This is a genomic window from Erythrobacter sp. HA7-11, assembly GCF_055693605.1.
The window spans coordinates 1,574,385-1,593,009 of the sequence record NZ_JBVFUF010000002.1 but is presented as its reverse complement, the minus strand read 5'-3'; the positions used below and the strand labels follow the sequence as shown (position 1 = coordinate 1,593,009).

Annotated in this window: 15 protein-coding genes and 2 pseudogenes; 11 read left to right on the top strand and 6 right to left on the bottom strand. The window is 59.6% G+C overall.

Features of this window, described 5'->3' with window-relative positions:
* Positions 1–379: 379 nt before the first annotated feature.
* From ACZ1GU_RS08210 to tpiA, 3 genes and pseudogenes are all read right to left on the bottom strand, one after another.
* A pseudogene (locus ACZ1GU_RS08210) lies at positions 380–2,013 on the bottom strand (CTP synthase).
* 79 nt (positions 2,014–2,092) lie between these two features.
* A complete protein-coding gene (gene secG, locus ACZ1GU_RS08205; RefSeq protein WP_472647537.1) occupies positions 2,093–2,512 on the bottom strand; it encodes a preprotein translocase subunit SecG in 420 nt (139 codons plus the stop codon).
* A 77-nt stretch (positions 2,513–2,589) separates the two neighbouring features.
* Complete coding sequence (gene tpiA / locus ACZ1GU_RS08200) at positions 2,590–3,351, bottom strand: triose-phosphate isomerase (protein WP_472647536.1); 762 nt, start codon at positions 3,349–3,351, stop codon at positions 2,590–2,592.
* Between the two features lie 204 nt (positions 3,352–3,555).
* On the opposite strand from tpiA, the gene ACZ1GU_RS08195 reads away from it, so the two are divergent.
* The 9 genes from ACZ1GU_RS08195 to lexA all read left to right on the top strand — a co-directional run bounded on the left by ACZ1GU_RS08195 (position 3,556) and on the right by lexA (position 12,969).
* Complete coding sequence (locus ACZ1GU_RS08195) at positions 3,556–5,490, top strand: peptidylprolyl isomerase (RefSeq protein WP_472647534.1); 1,935 nt, start codon at positions 3,556–3,558, stop codon at positions 5,488–5,490.
* Between the two features lie 15 nt (positions 5,491–5,505).
* Complete coding sequence (trpE, locus tag ACZ1GU_RS08190) at positions 5,506–7,020, top strand: anthranilate synthase component I (protein ID WP_472647533.1); 1,515 nt, start codon at positions 5,506–5,508, stop codon at positions 7,018–7,020.
* Positions 7,021–7,049: 29 nt separating this feature from the next.
* Positions 7,050–7,859, top strand: coding sequence for a phosphodiester glycosidase family protein (locus tag ACZ1GU_RS08185; RefSeq protein ID WP_472647532.1), 810 nt, complete (start codon positions 7,050–7,052; stop codon positions 7,857–7,859).
* A gap of 14 nt (positions 7,860–7,873) precedes the next feature.
* Positions 7,874–8,461: an anthranilate synthase component II gene (locus tag ACZ1GU_RS08180; protein ID WP_472647530.1), complete on the top strand. Its 588-nt coding sequence runs from the start codon at positions 7,874–7,876 to the stop codon at positions 8,459–8,461.
* Entirely contained in the window at positions 8,458–9,450 is a 993-nt protein-coding gene (gene trpD, locus ACZ1GU_RS08175) for an anthranilate phosphoribosyltransferase (protein WP_472647529.1), read from the top strand. Before ACZ1GU_RS08180 ends, trpD begins: the two co-directional genes overlap by 4 nt.
* 12 nt (positions 9,451–9,462) lie before the next feature.
* Positions 9,463–10,248: an indole-3-glycerol phosphate synthase TrpC gene (gene trpC / locus ACZ1GU_RS08170; protein ID WP_472647528.1), complete on the top strand. Its 786-nt coding sequence runs from the start codon at positions 9,463–9,465 to the stop codon at positions 10,246–10,248.
* A 189-nt stretch (positions 10,249–10,437) separates the two neighbouring features.
* The gene (moaC, locus tag ACZ1GU_RS08165) at positions 10,438–10,911 is read left to right on the top strand and encodes a cyclic pyranopterin monophosphate synthase MoaC (RefSeq protein WP_472647527.1); all 474 of its coding nucleotides are present in this window, start codon (positions 10,438–10,440) and stop codon (positions 10,909–10,911) included.
* Positions 10,908–12,092, top strand: coding sequence for a molybdopterin molybdotransferase MoeA (locus tag ACZ1GU_RS08160; protein WP_472647525.1), 1,185 nt, complete (start codon positions 10,908–10,910; stop codon positions 12,090–12,092). Before moaC ends, ACZ1GU_RS08160 begins: the two co-directional genes overlap by 4 nt.
* Positions 12,093–12,276: 184 nt before the next feature.
* Complete coding sequence (gene lexA, locus ACZ1GU_RS08155) at positions 12,277–12,969, top strand: transcriptional repressor LexA (protein WP_472647523.1); 693 nt, start codon at positions 12,277–12,279, stop codon at positions 12,967–12,969.
* A 30-nt stretch (positions 12,970–12,999) separates the two neighbouring features.
* On the opposite strand, the gene ACZ1GU_RS08150 is transcribed toward lexA, so the two are convergent.
* Together ACZ1GU_RS08150 and ACZ1GU_RS08145 are read right to left on the bottom strand one after the other, a co-directional pair.
* Complete coding sequence (locus tag ACZ1GU_RS08150; protein ID WP_472647522.1) at positions 13,000–13,419, bottom strand: hypothetical protein; 420 nt, start codon at positions 13,417–13,419, stop codon at positions 13,000–13,002.
* 8 nt (positions 13,420–13,427) lie between these two features.
* A complete protein-coding gene (locus tag ACZ1GU_RS08145; protein WP_472647521.1) occupies positions 13,428–15,206 on the bottom strand; it encodes a ComEC/Rec2 family competence protein in 1,779 nt (592 codons plus the stop codon).
* Between the two features lie 28 nt (positions 15,207–15,234).
* On the opposite strand from ACZ1GU_RS08145, the gene gltX reads away from it, so the two are divergent.
* A complete protein-coding gene (gene gltX / locus ACZ1GU_RS08140) occupies positions 15,235–16,653 on the top strand; it encodes a glutamate--tRNA ligase (protein WP_472647520.1) in 1,419 nt (472 codons plus the stop codon).
* Between the two features lie 45 nt (positions 16,654–16,698).
* Positions 16,699–17,985, top strand: a complete 1,287-nt coding sequence (locus ACZ1GU_RS08135; RefSeq protein WP_472647519.1) for a citrate synthase — start codon at positions 16,699–16,701, stop codon at positions 17,983–17,985.
* Here the strand turns inward: ACZ1GU_RS08135 and ACZ1GU_RS08130 are convergent.
* A pseudogene (locus ACZ1GU_RS08130) lies at positions 17,982–18,492 on the bottom strand (sensor histidine kinase). The gene ACZ1GU_RS08135 and the pseudogene ACZ1GU_RS08130 sit on opposite strands and share 4 nt — an antisense overlap.
* Positions 18,493–18,625 lie beyond the last annotated feature (133 nt).

Below are 18,625 nucleotides of genomic sequence, written 5' to 3'. Positions count from 1 at the left end.
AACATGTGGGGCGGATCGATGATCCGCCCCGCGACATATGTCGCCTCTAGCAAAATTGATCGTCCGGGTCGCAGAAGACGATCAACTTCACGTCGAGCCTGAAGCCAGCCAATGATTGCCGGCAATTCGAAATCGAATGACCCTTAGCACACTATAGAAAACCTATAGGTCTGATTACGGACTAATTCGAATAACGCCCGCTGCGCAAGGTCAAATCGGCCTACTTGTATGAATGCGACACAATTTCGGTATTGAATCCACAACTGATCGGGATTTTGTCCCGATTTCAGGTAAAAAAGTGTCAATCCTGAGAGGAGATCAGAGCTGCCACGCTGCGTAACAGGGCTCAGCTGAACGCGATTCGCAAACGGCTGAGCGCTTAGACGAGGCGAGATTGTTCCAGCGCCGCCGCGATAAAGCCAGCGAAGAGCGGGTGCGGATCAAACGGACGAGATTTCAGCTCCGGATGATATTGTACCCCGACAAACCAAGGGTGATCAGGCCGTTCAACAATCTCAGGCAGCAACCCATCGGGTGACATGCCTGAAAACACCAATCCGCCCTTCTCCAGCGGTTCGATGTAGGCGCTGTTGACCTCGTAGCGATGGCGATGACGCTCGGAGATGCTGCTCGCCCCGCCATAGATCTGCGAGACATGGCTGTTCGCGCCGAGCTTCGCCTCATAGGCGCCCAAACGCATCGTACCGCCTAAATCGCCGCCATCTTCGCGCTGCTGGATACCGTCCTCGCTCATCCATTCGGTAATGATCCCGACAACCGGCTCTTTCGTCTCGCCGAACTCGGTCGAAGAGGCCGAGCTGTGCCCAGCCTCGCGCGCGCCTTCGATGCAGGCCATTTGCATGCCAAGGCAGATGCCAAAAAGGGAACTTTGCGCTCGCGAGCGAAGCGCACACTGGCGATCTTGCCCTCGCTGCCGCGCTCGCCAAAGCCACCAGGTACTAGGATGCCATGCAAAGGCTCGAGCTTGGCGACGAGTTCGTCCTCAGCGCCCTCGAAGATCTCGGCGTCGAGCCATTTGATGTTGACCTTAACCCGGTTCGCCATCCCGCCATGCACGAGCGCTTCATTAAGGCTCTTATAAGCGTCTTGCAGACCGACATATTTGCCGATCACGCCTATTGTCACCTCGCCTTCCGGATTGAAGTAGCGGTCGGTGACGTCGTGCCAGGCCGAAAGGTCGGGTTCGGGCGCGTCGGTTATACCGAAGCCGCGCAACACCTCAGCGTCGAGGCCTTGCTCGTGATATTGCAGCGGCACCGAGTAGATCGAAGGCGCGTCCAGCGCGGGGATCACCGATTCTTTGCGCACGTTGCAGAAATTGGCGATTTTCTGCCGCTCGCCATCGGGCAGCGGGTGCTCGGCGCGGCAAAGCAGCACGTCGGGCTTGATGCCAAGGCTGGCGAGTTCGCGGACAGAGTGCTGGGTCGGCTTCGTCTTGAGCTCACCGGCTGCGGCAATGTAAGGCACCAGCGTCACATGCACGCTGAGCGTCTGCATCGGCTCCAGCTCGTTACGAAGCTGCCGGATCGCTTCCATGAATGGCAGCGATTCGATGTCGCCCACCGTGCCGCCGATCTCGCAAAGGATGAAATCGTGATCGTCCTGATCGGCGAGCGCAAATTCCTTAATCGCGTCGGTTACGTGCGGGATCACTTGTACAGTCGCGCCCAGATAGTCGCCGCGCCGCTCTTTCGCGATAATGTCCTGATAGACCCGGCCAGAGGTGATGTTATCGCTCTGGCGCGCTGAAACGCCGGTGAAGCGCTCATAGTGGCCAAGATCGAGGTCGGTCTCCGCCCCATCATCGGTCACATAGACCTCGCCGTGCTGATACGGGCTCATCGTGCCCGGATCCACGTTGAGGTACGGATCGAACTTACGAATGCGAACCTTGTAGCCGCGCGCTTGCAGGAGTGCTGCAAGGCTTGCTGCCATAAGACCTTTTCCGAGCGAGGAGACCACGCCGCCGGTTATAAAAATGTACCGCGCCATGGGAGTTGGGCCTTAAGGCTTGTTTCGGATTCGGGGCAAGCGAATTGCGCAAGCGAAACCCTGCCAATCCACAGCGATGTCAAAAAAAGCCCGGCGAATTGCCGGAACGGGCGATTACTCGTACCGCGAGCGGATCGTCGCTGGCCGGTGCGTCAGCGGGAGCAGCCGGGTCAGTGACTGTGCCGCTTGTCGCGCCGGAGCCGGTACCCAGCGGATCGACGGGTGCGACATTGCGATCAATTGTCGTTTCGATCGTGCTGCTGCCGGTCACGTCAACCGCGAGCGCAGCCAATGCGATCGACAGACCCACAAACGCCACAGCCAACCACTTGGTCGAACGGGTCAGGAAGTCTGCGGCTCCACGTGCGCCCAGAGCGCCGCCAGGATTGCCGCCAATGCCAAGGCCACCGCCCTCGGAACGCTGCATCAACACGACACCGACAAGTGACGCAGCGACAATCGCCTGAACGACGGTGAGAAAGAGAAAAAGTGACGACATTATTCGTGATACCCGTTTGATCTGGTCCGCCATTTAGGAGGCGTGATGCTCTTGCGCAAGTTTGAGCGCGAGAGCGTTTAGCCTTCTTCGGCTTCGCCCGCCGCGAGCGCGATCCCCATAAAGCTGTCTGCGGTAAGGCTTGCCCCGCCTACCAATGCCCCGCCCACCTCGGCTGTGCCGAGAATTTCGGAGGCGTTTTCCGGCTTTACCGAACCGCCGTAAAGAATGCGGATGTTCTCCGATTCTTCCTCACCATATTTTTCGGTGAGCAGCGCCCGGATCATGGCGTGCATCGCGGCGATATCTTCCACCGTCGCGGTTTTGCCCGTGCCAATCGCCCAGATCGGTTCGTAGGCGACCGTGACTTTCTCGCCCGCTCCCTCGACTTCAGGAAGCGATGCTTTCAGCTGAGCCGCGATGAAGTCTTCAGCTTTGCCCGTCTCGCGGGTTTCGAGCGTTTCGCCGCAGCAGATGATAACGCGCATGCCCGCTTCCAAAGCCGCGTCAGCCTTGGCGCGGACGAGCTCGTTCTTTTCGCCATAGGCCTCGCGCCGTTCGCTATGGCCGAGGATCACAAATTTCGCACCTGCATCGGCCAGCATAGAAGCTGAAATGTCACCTGTATGAGCGCCTTCCGCGTCAGCCGAACAATCCTGTGCGCCAACGCCGATCTGCTCTGCTTCGCGGTGAACCGCGTGGATCAAAGTGTATGGCGGAGCGACCGCAACTTCCACTTTCATATGCCGCTGCGCAGCACGGTCAATCGCGCGCGCCTCAGGCAGCATGGCCCGAGTGCCGTTCATTTTCCAGTTACCGACGATGTAGGGCCGCTGGGCCATAGAATTATCCTGCGCGACAAGCGTTGTGTTTGCGAATCCTCCAAGCCTTTACGGTCAGAGGGCGAGGTCGGCTAGCCGAGGAAAGTCATCCAGTCAAAAGCCTTGCTCAACTGTTGCCGCGAGGCCGCAGGGCCGATAAAGCCGCCATACAGACCGGAGCCTTATCGGCTCCTGCCAAATAACCTCTCGGGAAATACAGACCAGATGATTTCGTTCTTCCGCAGGATTTTTCAATCCAAAATCGGCTTGGCATTTACTTTCGCGTTTATCGCCCTGATCGCTTTAGCTTTCGCCAGCAGCGACGTGGCGAACAATGCGACTTTTGGCGGCGTGGCCGGGAATGATCGTATCGCGGTTGTGGGTGATGAACGGATCGATTCATCGGAACTGGCTCAACTCGCCAATTCGGCGCTCAATCAGGTGCGTCAAGAACGCCCGACCACGACAATGCCGATGTTCCTTGAGCAAGGCGGGCTGGAAGAAGTGCTCACCCAGCTAATCGATCGCCAGGCGATTGCTGGCTATGCGAAAGAGTATGGCCTGCGTGCCGGAGACAACTTGATCAACAGTGAAATCCTGCAAATCGGCGCTTTTCGCGGGCCGAGCGGTGAATTTGATGAGCAAACTTACCAAAACGCCCTGCGCAACCAGAACCTTACCGATGCAATGTTGAGGAACGATCTGGCTGATGGACTACTGGCGCAGCAAATACTGGTGCCGGCGATCAGTGCAGCTGAAGTGCCCAGCAGCATCGCGCGGCGCTACACCGCTTTGCTGCGCGAACGCCGCAATGGCTCAATCGCCTTAATCCCAAGCACGGCCTATGCTCCCGAAGATGATCCGACCGAAGCGCAACTGAGCAGCTTCTATGACGATAATCGTGGCCGCTACATTCAGCCTGAGCGTCGCACAATTCGCTATGCCACGTTCAGCGATGCGAATTTGAGCGCCCGGATCGAGCCGATACCGGCGGAAATCGCTGCACGCTACGAACGCGATGCCGATCAATATGCTGCGCAGGAAAGCCGCTCGATCAGCTCGTTTATTGTGCCGACGCAGGAAGCAGCAAACGCGATCCGCGATCAGGTGCGCGGTGGGACTTCGCTTGAGGCAGCAGCACAAAGCGCTGGCTTCAGTGTTTCTGCAAGCGAAGGGCAGAGCAAAAGCGCCCTCGCCTCGGCCACCAGCAGCGCGGTTGCCGATGCAGTCTTCGCCGCCAATGAAGGCCAGGTCGCCGAACCGGCACGCAGTGCGCTTGGCTGGTATGTCGCACGGGTCGATGACGTCGAACGCACCCCAGCGCGCACTCTCGCCCAGGTCACGCCCGAGATCACTGAACGGCTCACGACGGAAAAGCGCGCAGCTGCTTTGTCAGATTTCAGCGCACGAATCGAAGAAGAGGTTGATGGCGGAACATCTCTGTCCGATGTTGCGGAGGAATTCGGCCTCAACTTGCAGACGACACCGCAATTGCTCTCTGATGGACGGGTCTTCGGCCAAGACGGCCAGACCGTAGCGCCAGAGCTGCAAGCCGCTCTGCAGACTGCATTCGACATGGAAGAAAGCGAGCCGCAATTGGCAGAGGTCGTGCGCGGGCAGGTTTTCCTCATCTTTGAAGTGCCGGAGATTGTTCCATCGGCAACCTCGCCGCTGGCCGAAATCCGTGACCGGGTCGAATTTGACTGGCGCTTGTTCGAGGGCAGCGAATTGGCTCGCGCCGCTGCCGAGCGGATCCTTGAACGGATGGAGGCGAATGAAACGCTTGCTGCAGCGATGAGCGCAGAAGATGTGAACCTTCCTCCGATTGAGCGCATCAGTTTGGATCGCACCGAGTTGTTGCAGCAGCGCCAGCGCGTTGCGCCCCCATTGGCATTGCTTTTCAGCATGGCGCAAGGGACGACCAAGCGGCTTGAAGCGGCCAACCGTCTGGGTTGGTTCGTGGTCGATTTGGAAGAGATCAGCACGGACGAAATTCCTGACGATGATCCCCTGTTCGCTGCAACCCAGACCCAGCTTGGCCCGGCAGTGTCGAATGAATACGCCGAGCAATTGACCGCCGCTATGCGTGAGGAATTGGGCGTAGAACGGAACGAGGATGCGATCGAAGCGGTGCGCAAGCAGCTTGCCGGCGAAACCTGATCGCGCAGATTTGGGATGGGTTTCTCCTCACTAGGCAATGCCGATGTGGCAGCGGCTACCCTGCGCGGTGGCAAGCCTGCGCTTGTCTGGCGCAAGGTCATTGCTGATAGCGATACGCCGGTTGGTGCGGCGTTGCGCCTTATTGAACCGGAACGCGGCGACTTTCTGCTAGAATCGGTCGAGGGTGGCGAGATCCGCGGGCGCTACAGTCTGCTTGGGCTTGATCCAGACCTTGTCTTTCGCGGGAGCGGTACGCAGGCAGAGATCAATCGCCAGTGGCAATCAGATCGAGAGGCATTCGAGCCCTGCGACAGCAATGATCCGATGGCAGAGCTACGCGCGCTTTCGCAGGGCTGCCGCTTGGACGTGCCGGAAGAGCTACCGCCCGCCCTCGCCTGCCTTGTCGGCTATTTTGGCTATGAGACGATTGGTCTGGTGGAAACCTTGCCACGTGCTCCCGACAGCCCACTTGAATTGCCGGACATGCTGTTCGTGCGCCCGACCATCATCCTCATCTTCGATAACCTCACCGACAGCTTGTTTTGCGTTGCACCGATTTGGCAAGCGGAGCAGCCGGAACGCGCGATTGAGGAAGCGGGTGAGCGGATCGACAGTGTGCTGCGTGGGTTAGGCCAACGCCGCCCTGCCCCTGTAAAGATGCCCAAGCTGCCCGAGCCGGAGCTTGAGCCGGTCCTGGCGGGTAATGATTACAAGGCACTGGTGGCGCGGGCGAAGGACTACATCACCGCAGGCGATATCTTTCAGGCGGTGCTGGCGCAGCGCTTCACCGCGCCATTTGCACTGCCACCGCTCGAGCTTTACCGCGCGCTGCGGCGGATCAATCCCTCGCCGTTCCTCTATTTTCTAGACTTGCCCGGATTTGCGGTGGTCGGATCAAGTCCGGAGATCCTTGTCCGGGTACGCAATGATGAAGTGACGATCCGCCCGATTGCGGGAACGCGGCCACGCGGGGCTACGCCTACCGAGGACAAAGCGAACGAGGCGAGCCTGCTCGCAGACCCGAAGGAACGCGCGGAACATCTCATGCTGCTCGATCTGGGGCGCAATGATGTGGGCCGAGTCGCCGCGCGCGGCAGCGTCAAAGTCACCGATAGCTTCACAATCGAACGCTATAGCCATGTCATGCACATCGTCAGCAATGTCGTGGGCGAGCTTGCTCCTGATAAAGACGCACTCGAAGCGGTGTTTGCAGGCTTTCCTGCTGGCACAGTCTCGGGCGCGCCGAAAATCCGCGCGTGCGAGATCATCGCCGAGCTGGAGCCGGAGACGCGCGGTGCCTATGCGGGTGCGGTCGGCTATTTCGCGCCCGATGGCTCGGTCGATTCCTGCATCGTCCTGCGCACCGCTGTCGTCAAAGACGGGATAATGCATGTGCAGGCGGGCGCAGGGATCGTCGCAGACAGCGATCCCCACTATGAACTCGCCGAATGCCGCGCCAAGGCGGGCGCGCTGATTGCGGCGGCAAAGGAAGCGGTGCGGATCGCCAGCGAACCGGAGTTTGGACAGTGAAATATTGCGCCTTGGCTCTAGCGGCCAGCTTGACCCTCACAGCCTGCAATGAACAACCCGCAGGCGAGCCCGTCACCCGCGCGGAACTTGGCGAACCAGGCGAGGCTCCCGCTCCGGAAGAGACTGTTGCCGCGACCACCGAAGACAACGCACCCGATGTCGCGGTGGAATCTGCTTGCGATGCGGTCACGTTTGAGGGCGTGCAGCTGACGCATTGCATCGCCGATCCGGCGAAGCACCGCATCCGCACCGCGCTTGGTCCATCGGGCGGCGAACCCTTTCGCTCGCTCGCGGCTTTCGCGCGCAGCATCGACCACTCAACCGTTGCCTTCGCGGTGAACGGCGGGATGTTTGGCGATGGTGGCAAGCCGGTCGGCTATTATGTCGAAAGCGGTGAGCGCCTCAAAGAATTGAACCGCAACGATGGCCCCGGGAATTTCCATATGAAGCCCAACGGCGTCTTCTACGGCAGTGGCGGAAGCTGGCGCGTGCGCACCTCCGACAGCTTTTATTCTAACGTCCGTGATCGCCCTCGCTTTGGCACGCAATCCGGTCCGATGCTCGTCGTTGGCGGAGAATTGCACCCGGAGATCGCCGAAAACGGGCCAAGTCGGGCGATCCGCAACGGCGTGGGCGTCGATGCGAGCGGCAAGGCGCACTTTGTGAAGTCAGAGGCTCCGCTCAGCTTTGGTCAGCTCGCGCGATTCTATCGGGACGAATTGAAGGTGCAGAACGCGTTGTTCCTCGATGGCAATGTCTCGGCCCTTTGGGATCCCGCCAATGACAGGCTCGACACCCGTTCAGGCATTGGCCCCTTGATTGTCGTGACAAAACGCTAGAACGCGATACGCCCATGATCCTCGTCATCGACAATTACGACAGCTTCACATTCAACCTGGTCCACTACCTTATGGAATTGGGTGCTGAGGTGCGCGTGGAGCGCAATGACGCGCTGACCGCTACAGAAGCGCTGGCGACAAATGCAAGCGGCTTTCTGATTTCGCCCGGCCCCTGCACTCCGAATGAGGCCGGGATCAGCCTCGATCTGGTTGCGGCCTGTGCGGATGCGGAAAGGCCTCTGCTGGGCGTATGTCTCGGCCATCAAAGTATCGGCCAGCATTTCGGCGGCAAAGTCATACGAGGCGGCTTGATGCACGGCAAAACCTCGCCCGTAAAGCATGACGGGACCGGCGTGTTCGCTGGAGTCCCCTCGCCCTTCACCGCGACCCGCTATCACAGTCTCGTGGTCGAAGACATTCCGGTTAGCCTGCATGTGAATGCTCGGTCGGACGATGACCATGTGCAAGGGTTCCGCCATGAAAGCCTGCCCATCCACGGCGTGCAATTTCACCCGGAAAGTATCGCAACCGAGCACGGCCACGATCTGCTCGCCAATTTTCTGCGCCTGTGCGGTATTGAAACCAAGGAACTTGCCCGATGAAGACCCTGCCGCTTGCGGTCCCGCATATGAGCGAAACCGAGGCTGAAGAGGTCTTCGGTTGGATTCTCGATGGCGAAGCAAGCGATGAAGAAATCGCGCGTTTCCTGCTCGCCATGACCGAGCGGAGCGAAACGGCAGAAGAAATCGCCGGCGCAGCGCGAGCCCTGCGCGCGCGCCTTGTTCCGGTCGAAGGGCCAGAGGATGCAATTGACGTTTGCGGCACAGGCGGTGACGGCCATCATACTCTGAACGTATCCACCGCTGTTGGATTGGTCGTGGCGGCTTGCGGCGTGCCGGTCGCACGGCATGGCAACCGCGCTATCTCCTCCAAAGCCGGCGTAGCTGACACGCTTGAAGTGCTAGGTCTCGATATGAAGGTCGCGGGCGAAACCGCTGAAAAGACACTGAGCGAGATCGGCATTTGCTTCCTCTTCGCGCCCAATCACCATCCGGCGATGGGTCGCATTCAGCCGATCCGCAAAAAGCTGGGCCGCAGAACAATCTTCAACCTGATGGGGCCACTCTCCAATCCAGTTGGCGTGAAGCGGCAGCTGATTGGCATTGCCCGCCCCGGTTATGTCTCGATCTATGGCGATGCGACTGCGCGGCTTGGGACCGATCGGACGCTGATCGTCTCAGGCGATGAGGGGCTCGATGAGCTTAGTTTGGCGGGCGGTAACGAGATTGCTGATGTCACCGGCAACGACTTTGCGATGAAGCGCATCGATGCGAGCGCTGCGGGACTTGAACATGCACCGCTCGAAGCAATCCGAGGCGGCGATCCTCAGCACAATGCAAAGGCGCTTGCCGCGCTGCTAGATGGCGAAACCGGCGCTTACCGTGATACGGTAATGTTCAACACGGCGGCGGCCTTGATCGTGGCTGGCAAAACCGACGATTGGGGCATTGGCGCCGAAATGGCGGCTGAGGCTCTCGACAGCGGCGTAGCGAAAGACTTGCTCGCGCGCTGGATCGAGATTGCGAAATAGGTCGCTGATCAGATGAACAAGCTCGAAGAGATTTGCGCTAACAAGCGCGGAGAAGTCGCTGAACGCAAAGCGGAACAATCGCTTGCCGACCTTGCTGCGCGCGCGTCTGAGCAGTCTGTGCCGCGCGGATTCGAGGCGGCATTGCGCGCTGCGAACGAGACTGGTTTTGGCTTGATTGCCGAGGTGAAGAAGGCTTCGCCGTCGAAAGGGCTGATCCGCGCCGACTTTCGTCCTGCCGATCATGCGCGCGATTATCAGACAGGCGGGGCGGCGTGTCTCTCGGTATTGACCGATGCACCTTATTTTCAGGGTCATGAGGACTACCTTATTGCCGCGCGGGAGGCATGCGACCTGCCGGTGCTGCGTAAGGATTTCATGGTCGATCCGTGGCAATGTGCAGAAGCGCGCGCGATGGGAGCGGATGCGATCCTGATTATCGTCGCGGCGCTTTCCGATGCGCAGATGCAGGAAATCGAGGCAGCCGCTCGCGAGCACAAGATGGACGTGCTGGTCGAAGTGCATGATGAGGCCGAGATGGAGCGCGCCCATACGCTGAAATCGAAACTGGTTGGCGTAAACAACCGCGATCTCAAGACTTTCACCACTGATCTTGCCACATCGGAGCGTCTGGCCCCGCTCGCGCCAGAGGGCGCTTTACTGGTTGGCGAAAGCGGCATCAACAGCCACGAGGATTGCACGCGATTGGCTCGCGCAGGCGTGCGGACGTTTCTTGTGGGGGAAAGCCTGATGCGCGCTGACGATGTAGCAGCCGCAACGCGAAGCTTACTGCGCGGGTGAGGAACTGTCCTACTTTTGCATCTTGTGGCATCTGAAGCGCATGATTTGCGCTCAAACCGACACGAGTTGTTCAAGGGAATACGGCCTAAAAGGCCGCAAGCCGGACAACCCGAACATTTTTACTCTTGGACCCTGTAACATGCGGTCCATGTCTCGACTAAGTGCCTGTAATTGCAAAGGAGCTGTGTTGTGACGGATTTGACCCATATCGGCGATGATGGAGCCGCTCGCATGGTCGATGTCGGAGCCAAACAGGACAGCGCGCGGGTCGCTATCGCCTCTGGCATGATCCGTATGTCACCCGCTGCCTTGGCGGCGGTGCGCGCGGGTGATGCCCCCAAGGGCGATGTGCTGGGTACGGCTCGGCTCTCGGGCATCATGGCGGCGAAGCGCACAGGCGAGCTGATCCCACTCTGCCATCCGCTCGCGCTCGACGCGGTGAACGTCAACTTCGCGTTTGAGGACGATGGGATACGCGCGACAGCCGAGGCTTCGCTGACCGGCAAGACGGGAGTGGAGATGGAGGCGCTGGTGGCTGTCAGCACCGCTCTGCTCACCGTCTACGACATGGCAAAAGCGCTCGATAAGGGCATGGTGATCGGTGAGGTTCGCTTGATCGAGAAGCGCGGCGGCAAGAGCGGGGTCTGGAAGGCGGACGCGTGAGCGGCTTGCTGCCCCTCGAAGAAGCGCACCGTCGCCTGCTGGCTCTGGCACAGCCGGGCGCTGTGGAGTGGATCACAGCTGAGGCTGCCGTCGGGCGCTATCTGGCCGTGGACCTACGCGCAGCAAGGACGCAGCCACCCGCTGACTTGTCGGCAATGGATGGCTACGCGATTGCAGGCGGTGGTCCTTGGCGTTTGGCGGGCGAAAGCCGCGCGGGTGCGCCCTTCCCCGGTCGCCTGGGCATTGGCGAGTGTGTGCGCATCTCGACCGGCGCGTACATGCCTATCGGTGCGGACCGCGTGCTGATCCGGGAGAATGCCAGCTTTAGCGGCGAGACGGTGAGCGCGGCAGAGATGCCGAACGCTGCTCAGCACGTGCGCAGGCAAGGCTTCGACTTTGCTGAAGATGATGTGGTTCTCAAGGCAGGTGTGCGGATCGGGCCGGGACAACTCGCGCTAGCGCTCGCGGCGGGGCATGACCACCTGCCTGTGCATGCGGTTCCAAAAGTCGCGGTCCTTGATAGCGGTGATGAGCTGGCGCGCGATCCCTCGCAATGCGGGCCGCATCAGATCCCAGCGAGCAACGGGGCGATGCTGGCGGCTATGCTCAAGGGGCTGACTCCTGACATGCGACGCATTGGACCGGTTGCGGATGATTTGAGCGAGTTGGCGAATGCGCTGGCTGGTGCAGAGGATGTGGACATCCTCATCACCTCTGGCGGTGCGTCGGTCGGCGATCACGATCTGGTGCAACAGGCGCTAGTCGATTGGGGTGCGGAAATCACGTATTGGAAGGTCGCGATCAAGCCTGGAAAGCCGCTAATGGTCGCGACCCGCGCCCGCGCGGACGGTTCGCGACAAGTGGTGCTCGGCCTGCCTGGCAATCCGGTGTCCAGCTTCGTGACAGGCTTCCTGTTCGCCTTGCCCCTGATCCGCGCAGTGCTGGGCAGCAGAGATGCCTTTCCGCGCTCGGTTCGCATGGAACTGGCCGAGCCATTGCCAGCAACGGGCTCTCGGCGCGAGTTCCTGCGCGGCGTGCATGAGAGGGCAAACGTCAGGCCGGCAGGCAGCCAGGACTCGTCTGCGCTCGTCTCGTTGGCATCGGCCAATTGTCTCATCGTTCGGCCCGAAGATGCGGCGGAAGCCCCGATTGGTAGCGTTGTGGATGTGTTGCTGCTCTGAAATGGCGGTATTCCGAGCTTTACGCGCTTGACTCGTAATACTAAGTTGCCTACTTGTTCCACATTCGTTCACCTTTCGGGTGCGCGAAAGAGCAGTTTCACTGCATCTCTCACGATGCCTCTTGGGCTGCACCAGAAACATGCATCAGCATGCCGAAATGGCGTGCTAGCAAGGGAGTTTTCGTATGCTGACCGCAAAGCAGCACGAATTGATCCGCTTCATTCAGAAGCGGTTGGAAGAGACAGGCATCTCACCTTCGTTCGAAGAGATGAAGGCTGCGCTTGATCTGAAGAGCAAGTCGGGCGTTCACCGGTTGATTTCCGCTCTCGAGGAGCGTGGGTTCATTCGGCGTCTGCCGAACAGGGCACGTGCCTTGGAAGTGATCCGTATGCCCGAGGATGCGACACCGGTCCCGCGCGCTGCGGCTGTTGACCCGGTTGCTCGCGCGACAACGCCGCCGAGTGCGACCGATAGTTCACCAGAGCCAGCCAACGACGTGATCGAGATCCCGCTTCATGGCCGGATCGCTGCGGGCGCTCCCATTGAGGCATTGGAGGGTCAGAGCAGCCTGCCCGTGCCTGCAGCGCTGCTTGGTCCAGGAGAGCACTACGCGCTTGAGGTTTCGGGCGATTCGATGATCGAGGCGGGCATCTTCGACGGTGACTTTGCGCTTGTGAAGCGGACCGACGCCGCGCGTGATGGTGAGATCGTGGTTGCTTTGGTGCGCGGCGAGGAAGCGACGCTGAAGTATCTCCACAAGGATAAGGGGCTGGTTAGGCTCGATCCCGCCAACGGTATGTACGAAGCCCAGATCTACCAGCCTGAAGAGGTGCAAGTGCAAGGCAAGCTTGCAGGTCTCCTGCGGCGGTATCACTGATTGATAATAGCTCAGTTGCGCGGGGCTTCGCTAGTCGACAGCTCCGCGCCACCAACCATGTTGCCCTTGGGTCTCCGATACGGAGATGATCCGCTCGGCTGACAGATCAATTGCGACACCGCCATGGTCTTGAAGGTACCCCCGATCCGCTTTGAGCCAGCGCGGCTTGCATGAGGCGGGGAGATATCGATCCGCAACGACTATGTCAGATTGCTCGCATGCTGCCGCCAAAGCGCGCTCCTCAATCAGGTCGCGGTTGCGTGCCATCATCAGAGTCCAACTGCGCCCTCCTCTATCGATATCGAGCAGACAAAATTCAGTTGAGCATCGCGCTGCAGGCCATTCAGCCATCGGGATCGGTTCGCTTGAAACGCTGGCCAGTTCGAGCAGATTGTCTCGGGCGTACGAAGACTGTGAATTGCGCAAGGAAAGCAAGCGCTCACCGTCCATCGTCACGCCTACGTGGCGGCTGTCTCGGTACCGACGAGCACGTCGGGTATTGGAGTGGTCAGCAGTAAAGCAGTCGCTGCGAGAACAGGCGCAAAACCAAGCAGTCTCGCTCGTCCGTTCCACAGAGCTAGCCATAACGAACCAAAAACGAACAAGGCGATGGTAAGCTGGCTCATTTGCGGCATTAGTTTCACAGAGCCCGGTTGCGCCGACGTCCAATGCGCGATTGCGAGCAAAAGGTCGAGCGAGCGCTCCACCAACCACCAGATCGGCGCACCCAATCCGATCAGATCGAGCACCAACCCGATCGCAATCAACGGCATCGAGATGAAGGTCACCAAGGGAATTGCGATGACGTTTGCGAATGCTCCGTAAACGCCGGCGCGGTGAAAATGAAACAACACGATAGGCATCAGCGCGATCTCGATCACGAGGCCCGTCACGAACAGCATGAGGACGCGGCGACCACCTCGCGAAACCCAGCTCTCTTCGCGTGGCGCGAGAAATGCCTTGATTGGTCCTGAGGTATGCAAAGCAACGATCGCCACCACCGCGGCAAAGCTCATCTGGAAGCTCGGCCCGACGACGGATTCCGGCCATAACAGCATCACAAATATCGCAGCCATCGCAACCATTCTTAGTGACAGCGCATCGCGTCCCATTGCCAGCGCGATCAAGACTAGCATGGCGGCGACACAGCTGCGCACCGTCGGCACTTCAGCTCCGGTAAGGAGTGTGTAGCCGATTCCGGCGAGCGCTCCGAAAGCCGCAGCGGCTACTGGTAAGCGCACGCGCAGGGCAATCGCCGGGAACAGCGCTAAAAGCTTCAGCGTCACCAAATAGGCCGCAGCGATGACAGCGCTCACATGCAAGCCACTGATCGAAAGGAGGTGCGTGAGACCGGCATCGCGCATCGCAACCTCGTCCTCTTCAGCGATACCGCCCCGGTCCCCACTGGCGAAGGCCGCCGCTATGGTTCCTGCTGACCCGTCAACGCGTTCTCGCACATGGCCCGAAAGCATCCGTTGGATTTGCGGTATTGTGCCTGTTCCCGCGGCGCTCTCAATGACTTCAATGTCACCGACAACGCTCCCGGTTGCTGCCAATCCCTGGAACCAGGCTGCGCGGGCGAAATCGTACGCGCCGGGTAGCATTGGCGAGGCAGGCGGCATCAGCCGTGCGCGCAAGCGGACGACCGCTCCTTCAGCCATGTCAGCACTGGCCTTTTCAAGCGGAACATTGATCCTGACCTTGCGGCTCTCCCCGCTTTCTGCATCGCGGGTGGCCAAGACCAGGCGGATGCGCTCGCGCGCTGGCTGATCCTCCCGTTCCAAGACGTAGCCCTGGAGGCGCTCGACTGTCGGACGCTCGATTGGCTCTGCGCCAATCATCTCGGAACGCAACCAAACAGTCGCGATTCCGGCCGCAAAGACCAATCCTACGGTGATCGCCGCCTGCCTCAGCAATATGCGCTCGTCCACGCCGCGCCAGATTGCCGCTGCGGAAATCGCAAGGAGCAGGCCGCCGCCCATCCCTGCGAGCCATTGCCATCGCGCACTCAGCCCAAACCATGCGAGTATACCTGCGCCGAATATGACCGCTATCCAAGGCGCCCGGTCAAATCCGGCATTAGCCAAAAACCGCTCGAGATTGGCAGAAATCCGCGCCCCAGCACTGGACAAGACGAAGGGCTTGCGCCAAGTGCGCTGCACTGCAACATCATCGGTCGCGGAACTATCATCGGTGCCGCCACCAATCGGCACAAAAGGCGCCCCGTTCGGTGCCATCCCTGACTTGAAAAGGAAATCACAAGCTATGGCAAGCGAAAGCGCACAAAAAGGGGTGGTGACCCGGTTTGCGCCCTCGCCCACCGGCTTTCTCCATATTGGCGGCGCGCGTACAGCCTTGTTTAACTGGCTTTATTCGCGGCATCACGGCGGAAAGGCGCTGCTGCGGATTGAAGACACTGATCGCAAGCGCTCTACCCAAGAGGCTATCGACGCTATTCTGGACGGCCTGAACTGGCTAGGTCTCGATTATGATGATGATCCGGTGTTCCAATCAGAACGCGGATCGCGTCATGTCGAAGTCGCTGAGAAGCTGCTGGCTGCTGGCCATGCATATAAGTGCTTTGCGACGCCTGAAGAGCTTGAGGAGATGCGGGCGGCACAGCGCGCTGCGAAGCAGCCGATGCGGTACGATGGCCGATGGCGCAATCGCGACGCATCCGACGCGCCAGCGGGTTCGCCTTTCGTTTTGAGGCTCAAGACTCCCGAAGACGGAGAAGCCACCATCGAGGATCAGGTCCAGGGCAAAGTCACAGTCCGCAATGAGGAGCTTGATGACTACATCATCCTTCGCGCTGATGGCACGCCGACCTATATGCTCGCCGCCGTGGTCGATGATCACGATATGGGGGTCACGCATGTGATCCGTGGTGACGACCACCTAAATAACGCATTTCGCCAATTGCCGATCTATCACGCGATGGATCAGATCGAAGGCGATTGGCCCGAACCTACCTATGCGCATGTGCCGCTGATCCACGGGTCAGATGGCGCAAAACTCTCAAAACGGCACGGTGCGCTTGGCGTTGACGCATACCGCGATGAAATGGGCATTTTACCTGAGGCTTTGTTCAACTATCTGCTGCGTCTTGGTTGGGGGCACGGCGACAAAGAAGAGATCGCGCGCGACGAAGCGATCGAGTTGTTCGACATCGGCGGCGTGGGTAAGAGCCCTTCGCGCTTCGATCTCAAAAAACTCGAGAACCTCAACGGGCACTACATGCGCGAGGCTGATGACCGTGAACTTGCAAAGCTCGCCCTTCCGCTCATCGAGGGAAGCGCCGATATGGAGCTGTTGACCAAGGCCATGCCAGTTCTGAAGACGCGCGCGAAGAACGTGCATGAACTGGCTGAGAGCGCTGCATTTTTGTTTGCAAAGCGCCCCTTGGAGATGACCGAAAAGGCGGCAAAGCTGCTCGATGATGATGGCCGGGCACGCCTCTCGCTTGTGGTGCAAGCGCTCTCGCAGGAAAATCACTGGACAATTGAGGCCCTCGAAGCCAGTACGAAGGCAATCGCAGAAGCCCACGAGCTGGGCTTCGGCAAGCTCGCGCAGCCTATGCGCGCGGCGCTCACCGGGACGACGAACTCGCCCGGTATTTTCGATGTTCTGGTCCTCTTGGGACGGGAAGAAGCTTTGGCGCGTCTCAGCGCGCAAGCGAGCTAAGCCTGATATCAGGCAGCACGCAGGTAGGAATTGAGGAGACAAATTTTGGCAGACAAGCACGCGAAGCTCGAGCTGGGCGGCGAAAGCTACGAATTCCCAGTGCTGGAGGGAAGCACCGGTCCGGATGTGGTCGATATCCGTAAACTGTATGGTCAAACCGGCGCATTCACCTTTGACCCCGGCTACAAGTCCACTGCGAGCTGCGAAAGTGCCCTGACCTATATCGACGGTAATGAAGGCGTGCTTTTGCACCGTGGCTATCCAATCGGACAGCTGGCCGAGCATTCAAGCTTCATGGAAGTCTCATACCTGCTGCTCAACGGTGAATTGCCAAGCGCGGATGAGCTTGAAGACTTCACCTATACCATCACACGCCACACAATGCTGCACGATCAGCTACGTCAGTTCGTCCAGGGGTTCCGGCGCGATGCACACCCAATGGCGATTATGTGCGGCGTTGTGGGCGCTCTGTCTGCCTTCTACCACGACAGCACGGACATCTCCGATCCAGAGCACCGTAAGATCAGCTCACACCGCTTGATCGCGAAGATGCCGACGATTGCAGCGATGGCGTACAAATACGCTGTCGGTCAGCCATTCATGCAGCCCAAGAATGACCTGAGCTACACCGGCAACTTCCTGCGCATGACCTTTGGCGTCCCGGCCGAGGAATATGAGGTTCATCCAGCGATCGAAAAGGCGATGGACCGCATCTTCATCCTGCACGCCGATCACGAGCAAAACGCTTCGACCTCAACCGTGCGTCTCGCTGGTTCGTCGGGTGCGAACCCGTTTGCGTGTATCGCGGCAGGCATTGCGTGTCTGTGGGGCCCCGCTCACGGCGGCGCCAACGAAGCGGCGCTCAATATGTTGCAAGAGATTGGTTCGCCGGACAAAATCCCGCACTATATCGACCGCGCCAAGGATAAGAACGATCCGTTCCGCCTTATGGGCTTCGGTCACCGAGTCTACAAGAACTACGACCCGCGTGCGACTGTCATGCAGCAGACCCTTCGCGAGGTGTTTGAGGCTCTCAACGTCAATGATCCGGTGTTCGAGACCGCCTTGCGCCTTGAAGAGCTCGCGCTCAACGATGACTATTTCAAGGAAAAGAAGCTGTTCCCGAACGTGGACTTTTATTCCGGCATCATCCTGTCATCGATCGGCTTCCCGACAACGATGTTCACCGCGCTCTTCGCCCTGGCCCGTACCGTGGGCTGGGTCGCGCAGTGGAACGAGATGATCTCCGATCCAGGCCAGGTTATCGGTCGCCCGCGCCAGCTCTACACGGGGCCAACGCAGCGCGACTACGTTCCAGTAGACAAGCGCTAGTCAGCGACAGGCAGACTAAGAGTGAACCGGGCGCCCTCGCCCGGTTTGCTTTTTAGCGTAAGGTCTCCGCCCATCACCCTTGCAAGCCTGCGCGAGATATAGAGGCCAAGGCCTGATCCGCCATCATTGTCGCGGTACGAGCCGCTCGAACTTCTCAAAGATACGCGCGGCTTGCTCTTTCGATACGCCAGCGCCTTCGTCAGCCACGGAAACCGAAGCGACGCCGTTTTTTGAGGCGACTTTGACCGTGACTTCGCTGTTTTCCGGCGAATAGGCGATTGCGTTCCCGATCAGATTGATCAGTACCTGCAAGACTCGGCGAAACTCTGCTCTCGCGACGATACCGCTGTCGCTCGCTGGCAGGTTGACGGTGATGTCACGCGCCCTTGCCCGTACGCCCAAGATACCTGCGGCACGCTGAGCCGCATCTGCCAGATCGACCTCTTCCGATACAGTGGTGAAGCCATCCGCCTCGACCACCTCAAGGTCGGCAAGATCTTCCAGCATTGCGTTCAAGTGTTGCCCGGCAGCGGCGATATTCCCCGCATACTCGGCATATTCGTCTCGGATCGGCCCGGCGAGCTTGGCCTTGATTGTCTCGGCATTGGCGATGAGGCGCGCAATCGGTTGTCTCAGAGCT

What these genes read in the sequence shown, in the direction of transcription:
- trpE (WP_472647533.1), top strand. Translation starts at nt 5,506, where the DNA reads ATGGGTTTCTCCTCACTAGGCAATGCCGATGTGGCAGCGGCTACCCTG.
- trpD (WP_472647529.1), top strand. Translation starts at nt 8,458, where the DNA reads ATGAAGACCCTGCCGCTTGCGGTCCCGCATATGAGCGAAACCGAGGCT.
- secG (WP_472647537.1), bottom strand. Translation starts at nt 2,512, where the DNA reads ATGTCGTCACTTTTTCTCTTTCTCACCGTCGTTCAGGCGATTGTCGCT.
- tpiA (WP_472647536.1), bottom strand. Translation starts at nt 3,351, where the DNA reads ATGGCCCAGCGGCCCTACATCGTCGGTAACTGGAAAATGAACGGCACT.
- trpC (WP_472647528.1), top strand. Translation starts at nt 9,463, where the DNA reads ATGAACAAGCTCGAAGAGATTTGCGCTAACAAGCGCGGAGAAGTCGCT.
- ACZ1GU_RS08150 (WP_472647522.1), bottom strand. Translation starts at nt 13,419, where the DNA reads ATGGACGGTGAGCGCTTGCTTTCCTTGCGCAATTCACAGTCTTCGTAC.
- ACZ1GU_RS08195 (WP_472647534.1), top strand. Translation starts at nt 3,556, where the DNA reads ATGATTTCGTTCTTCCGCAGGATTTTTCAATCCAAAATCGGCTTGGCA.
- ACZ1GU_RS08145 (WP_472647521.1), bottom strand. Translation starts at nt 15,206, where the DNA reads ATGGCACCGAACGGGGCGCCTTTTGTGCCGATTGGTGGCGGCACCGAT.
- gltX (WP_472647520.1), top strand. Translation starts at nt 15,235, where the DNA reads ATGGCAAGCGAAAGCGCACAAAAAGGGGTGGTGACCCGGTTTGCGCCC.
- lexA (WP_472647523.1), top strand. Translation starts at nt 12,277, where the DNA reads ATGCTGACCGCAAAGCAGCACGAATTGATCCGCTTCATTCAGAAGCGG.
- ACZ1GU_RS08180 (WP_472647530.1), top strand. Translation starts at nt 7,874, where the DNA reads ATGATCCTCGTCATCGACAATTACGACAGCTTCACATTCAACCTGGTC.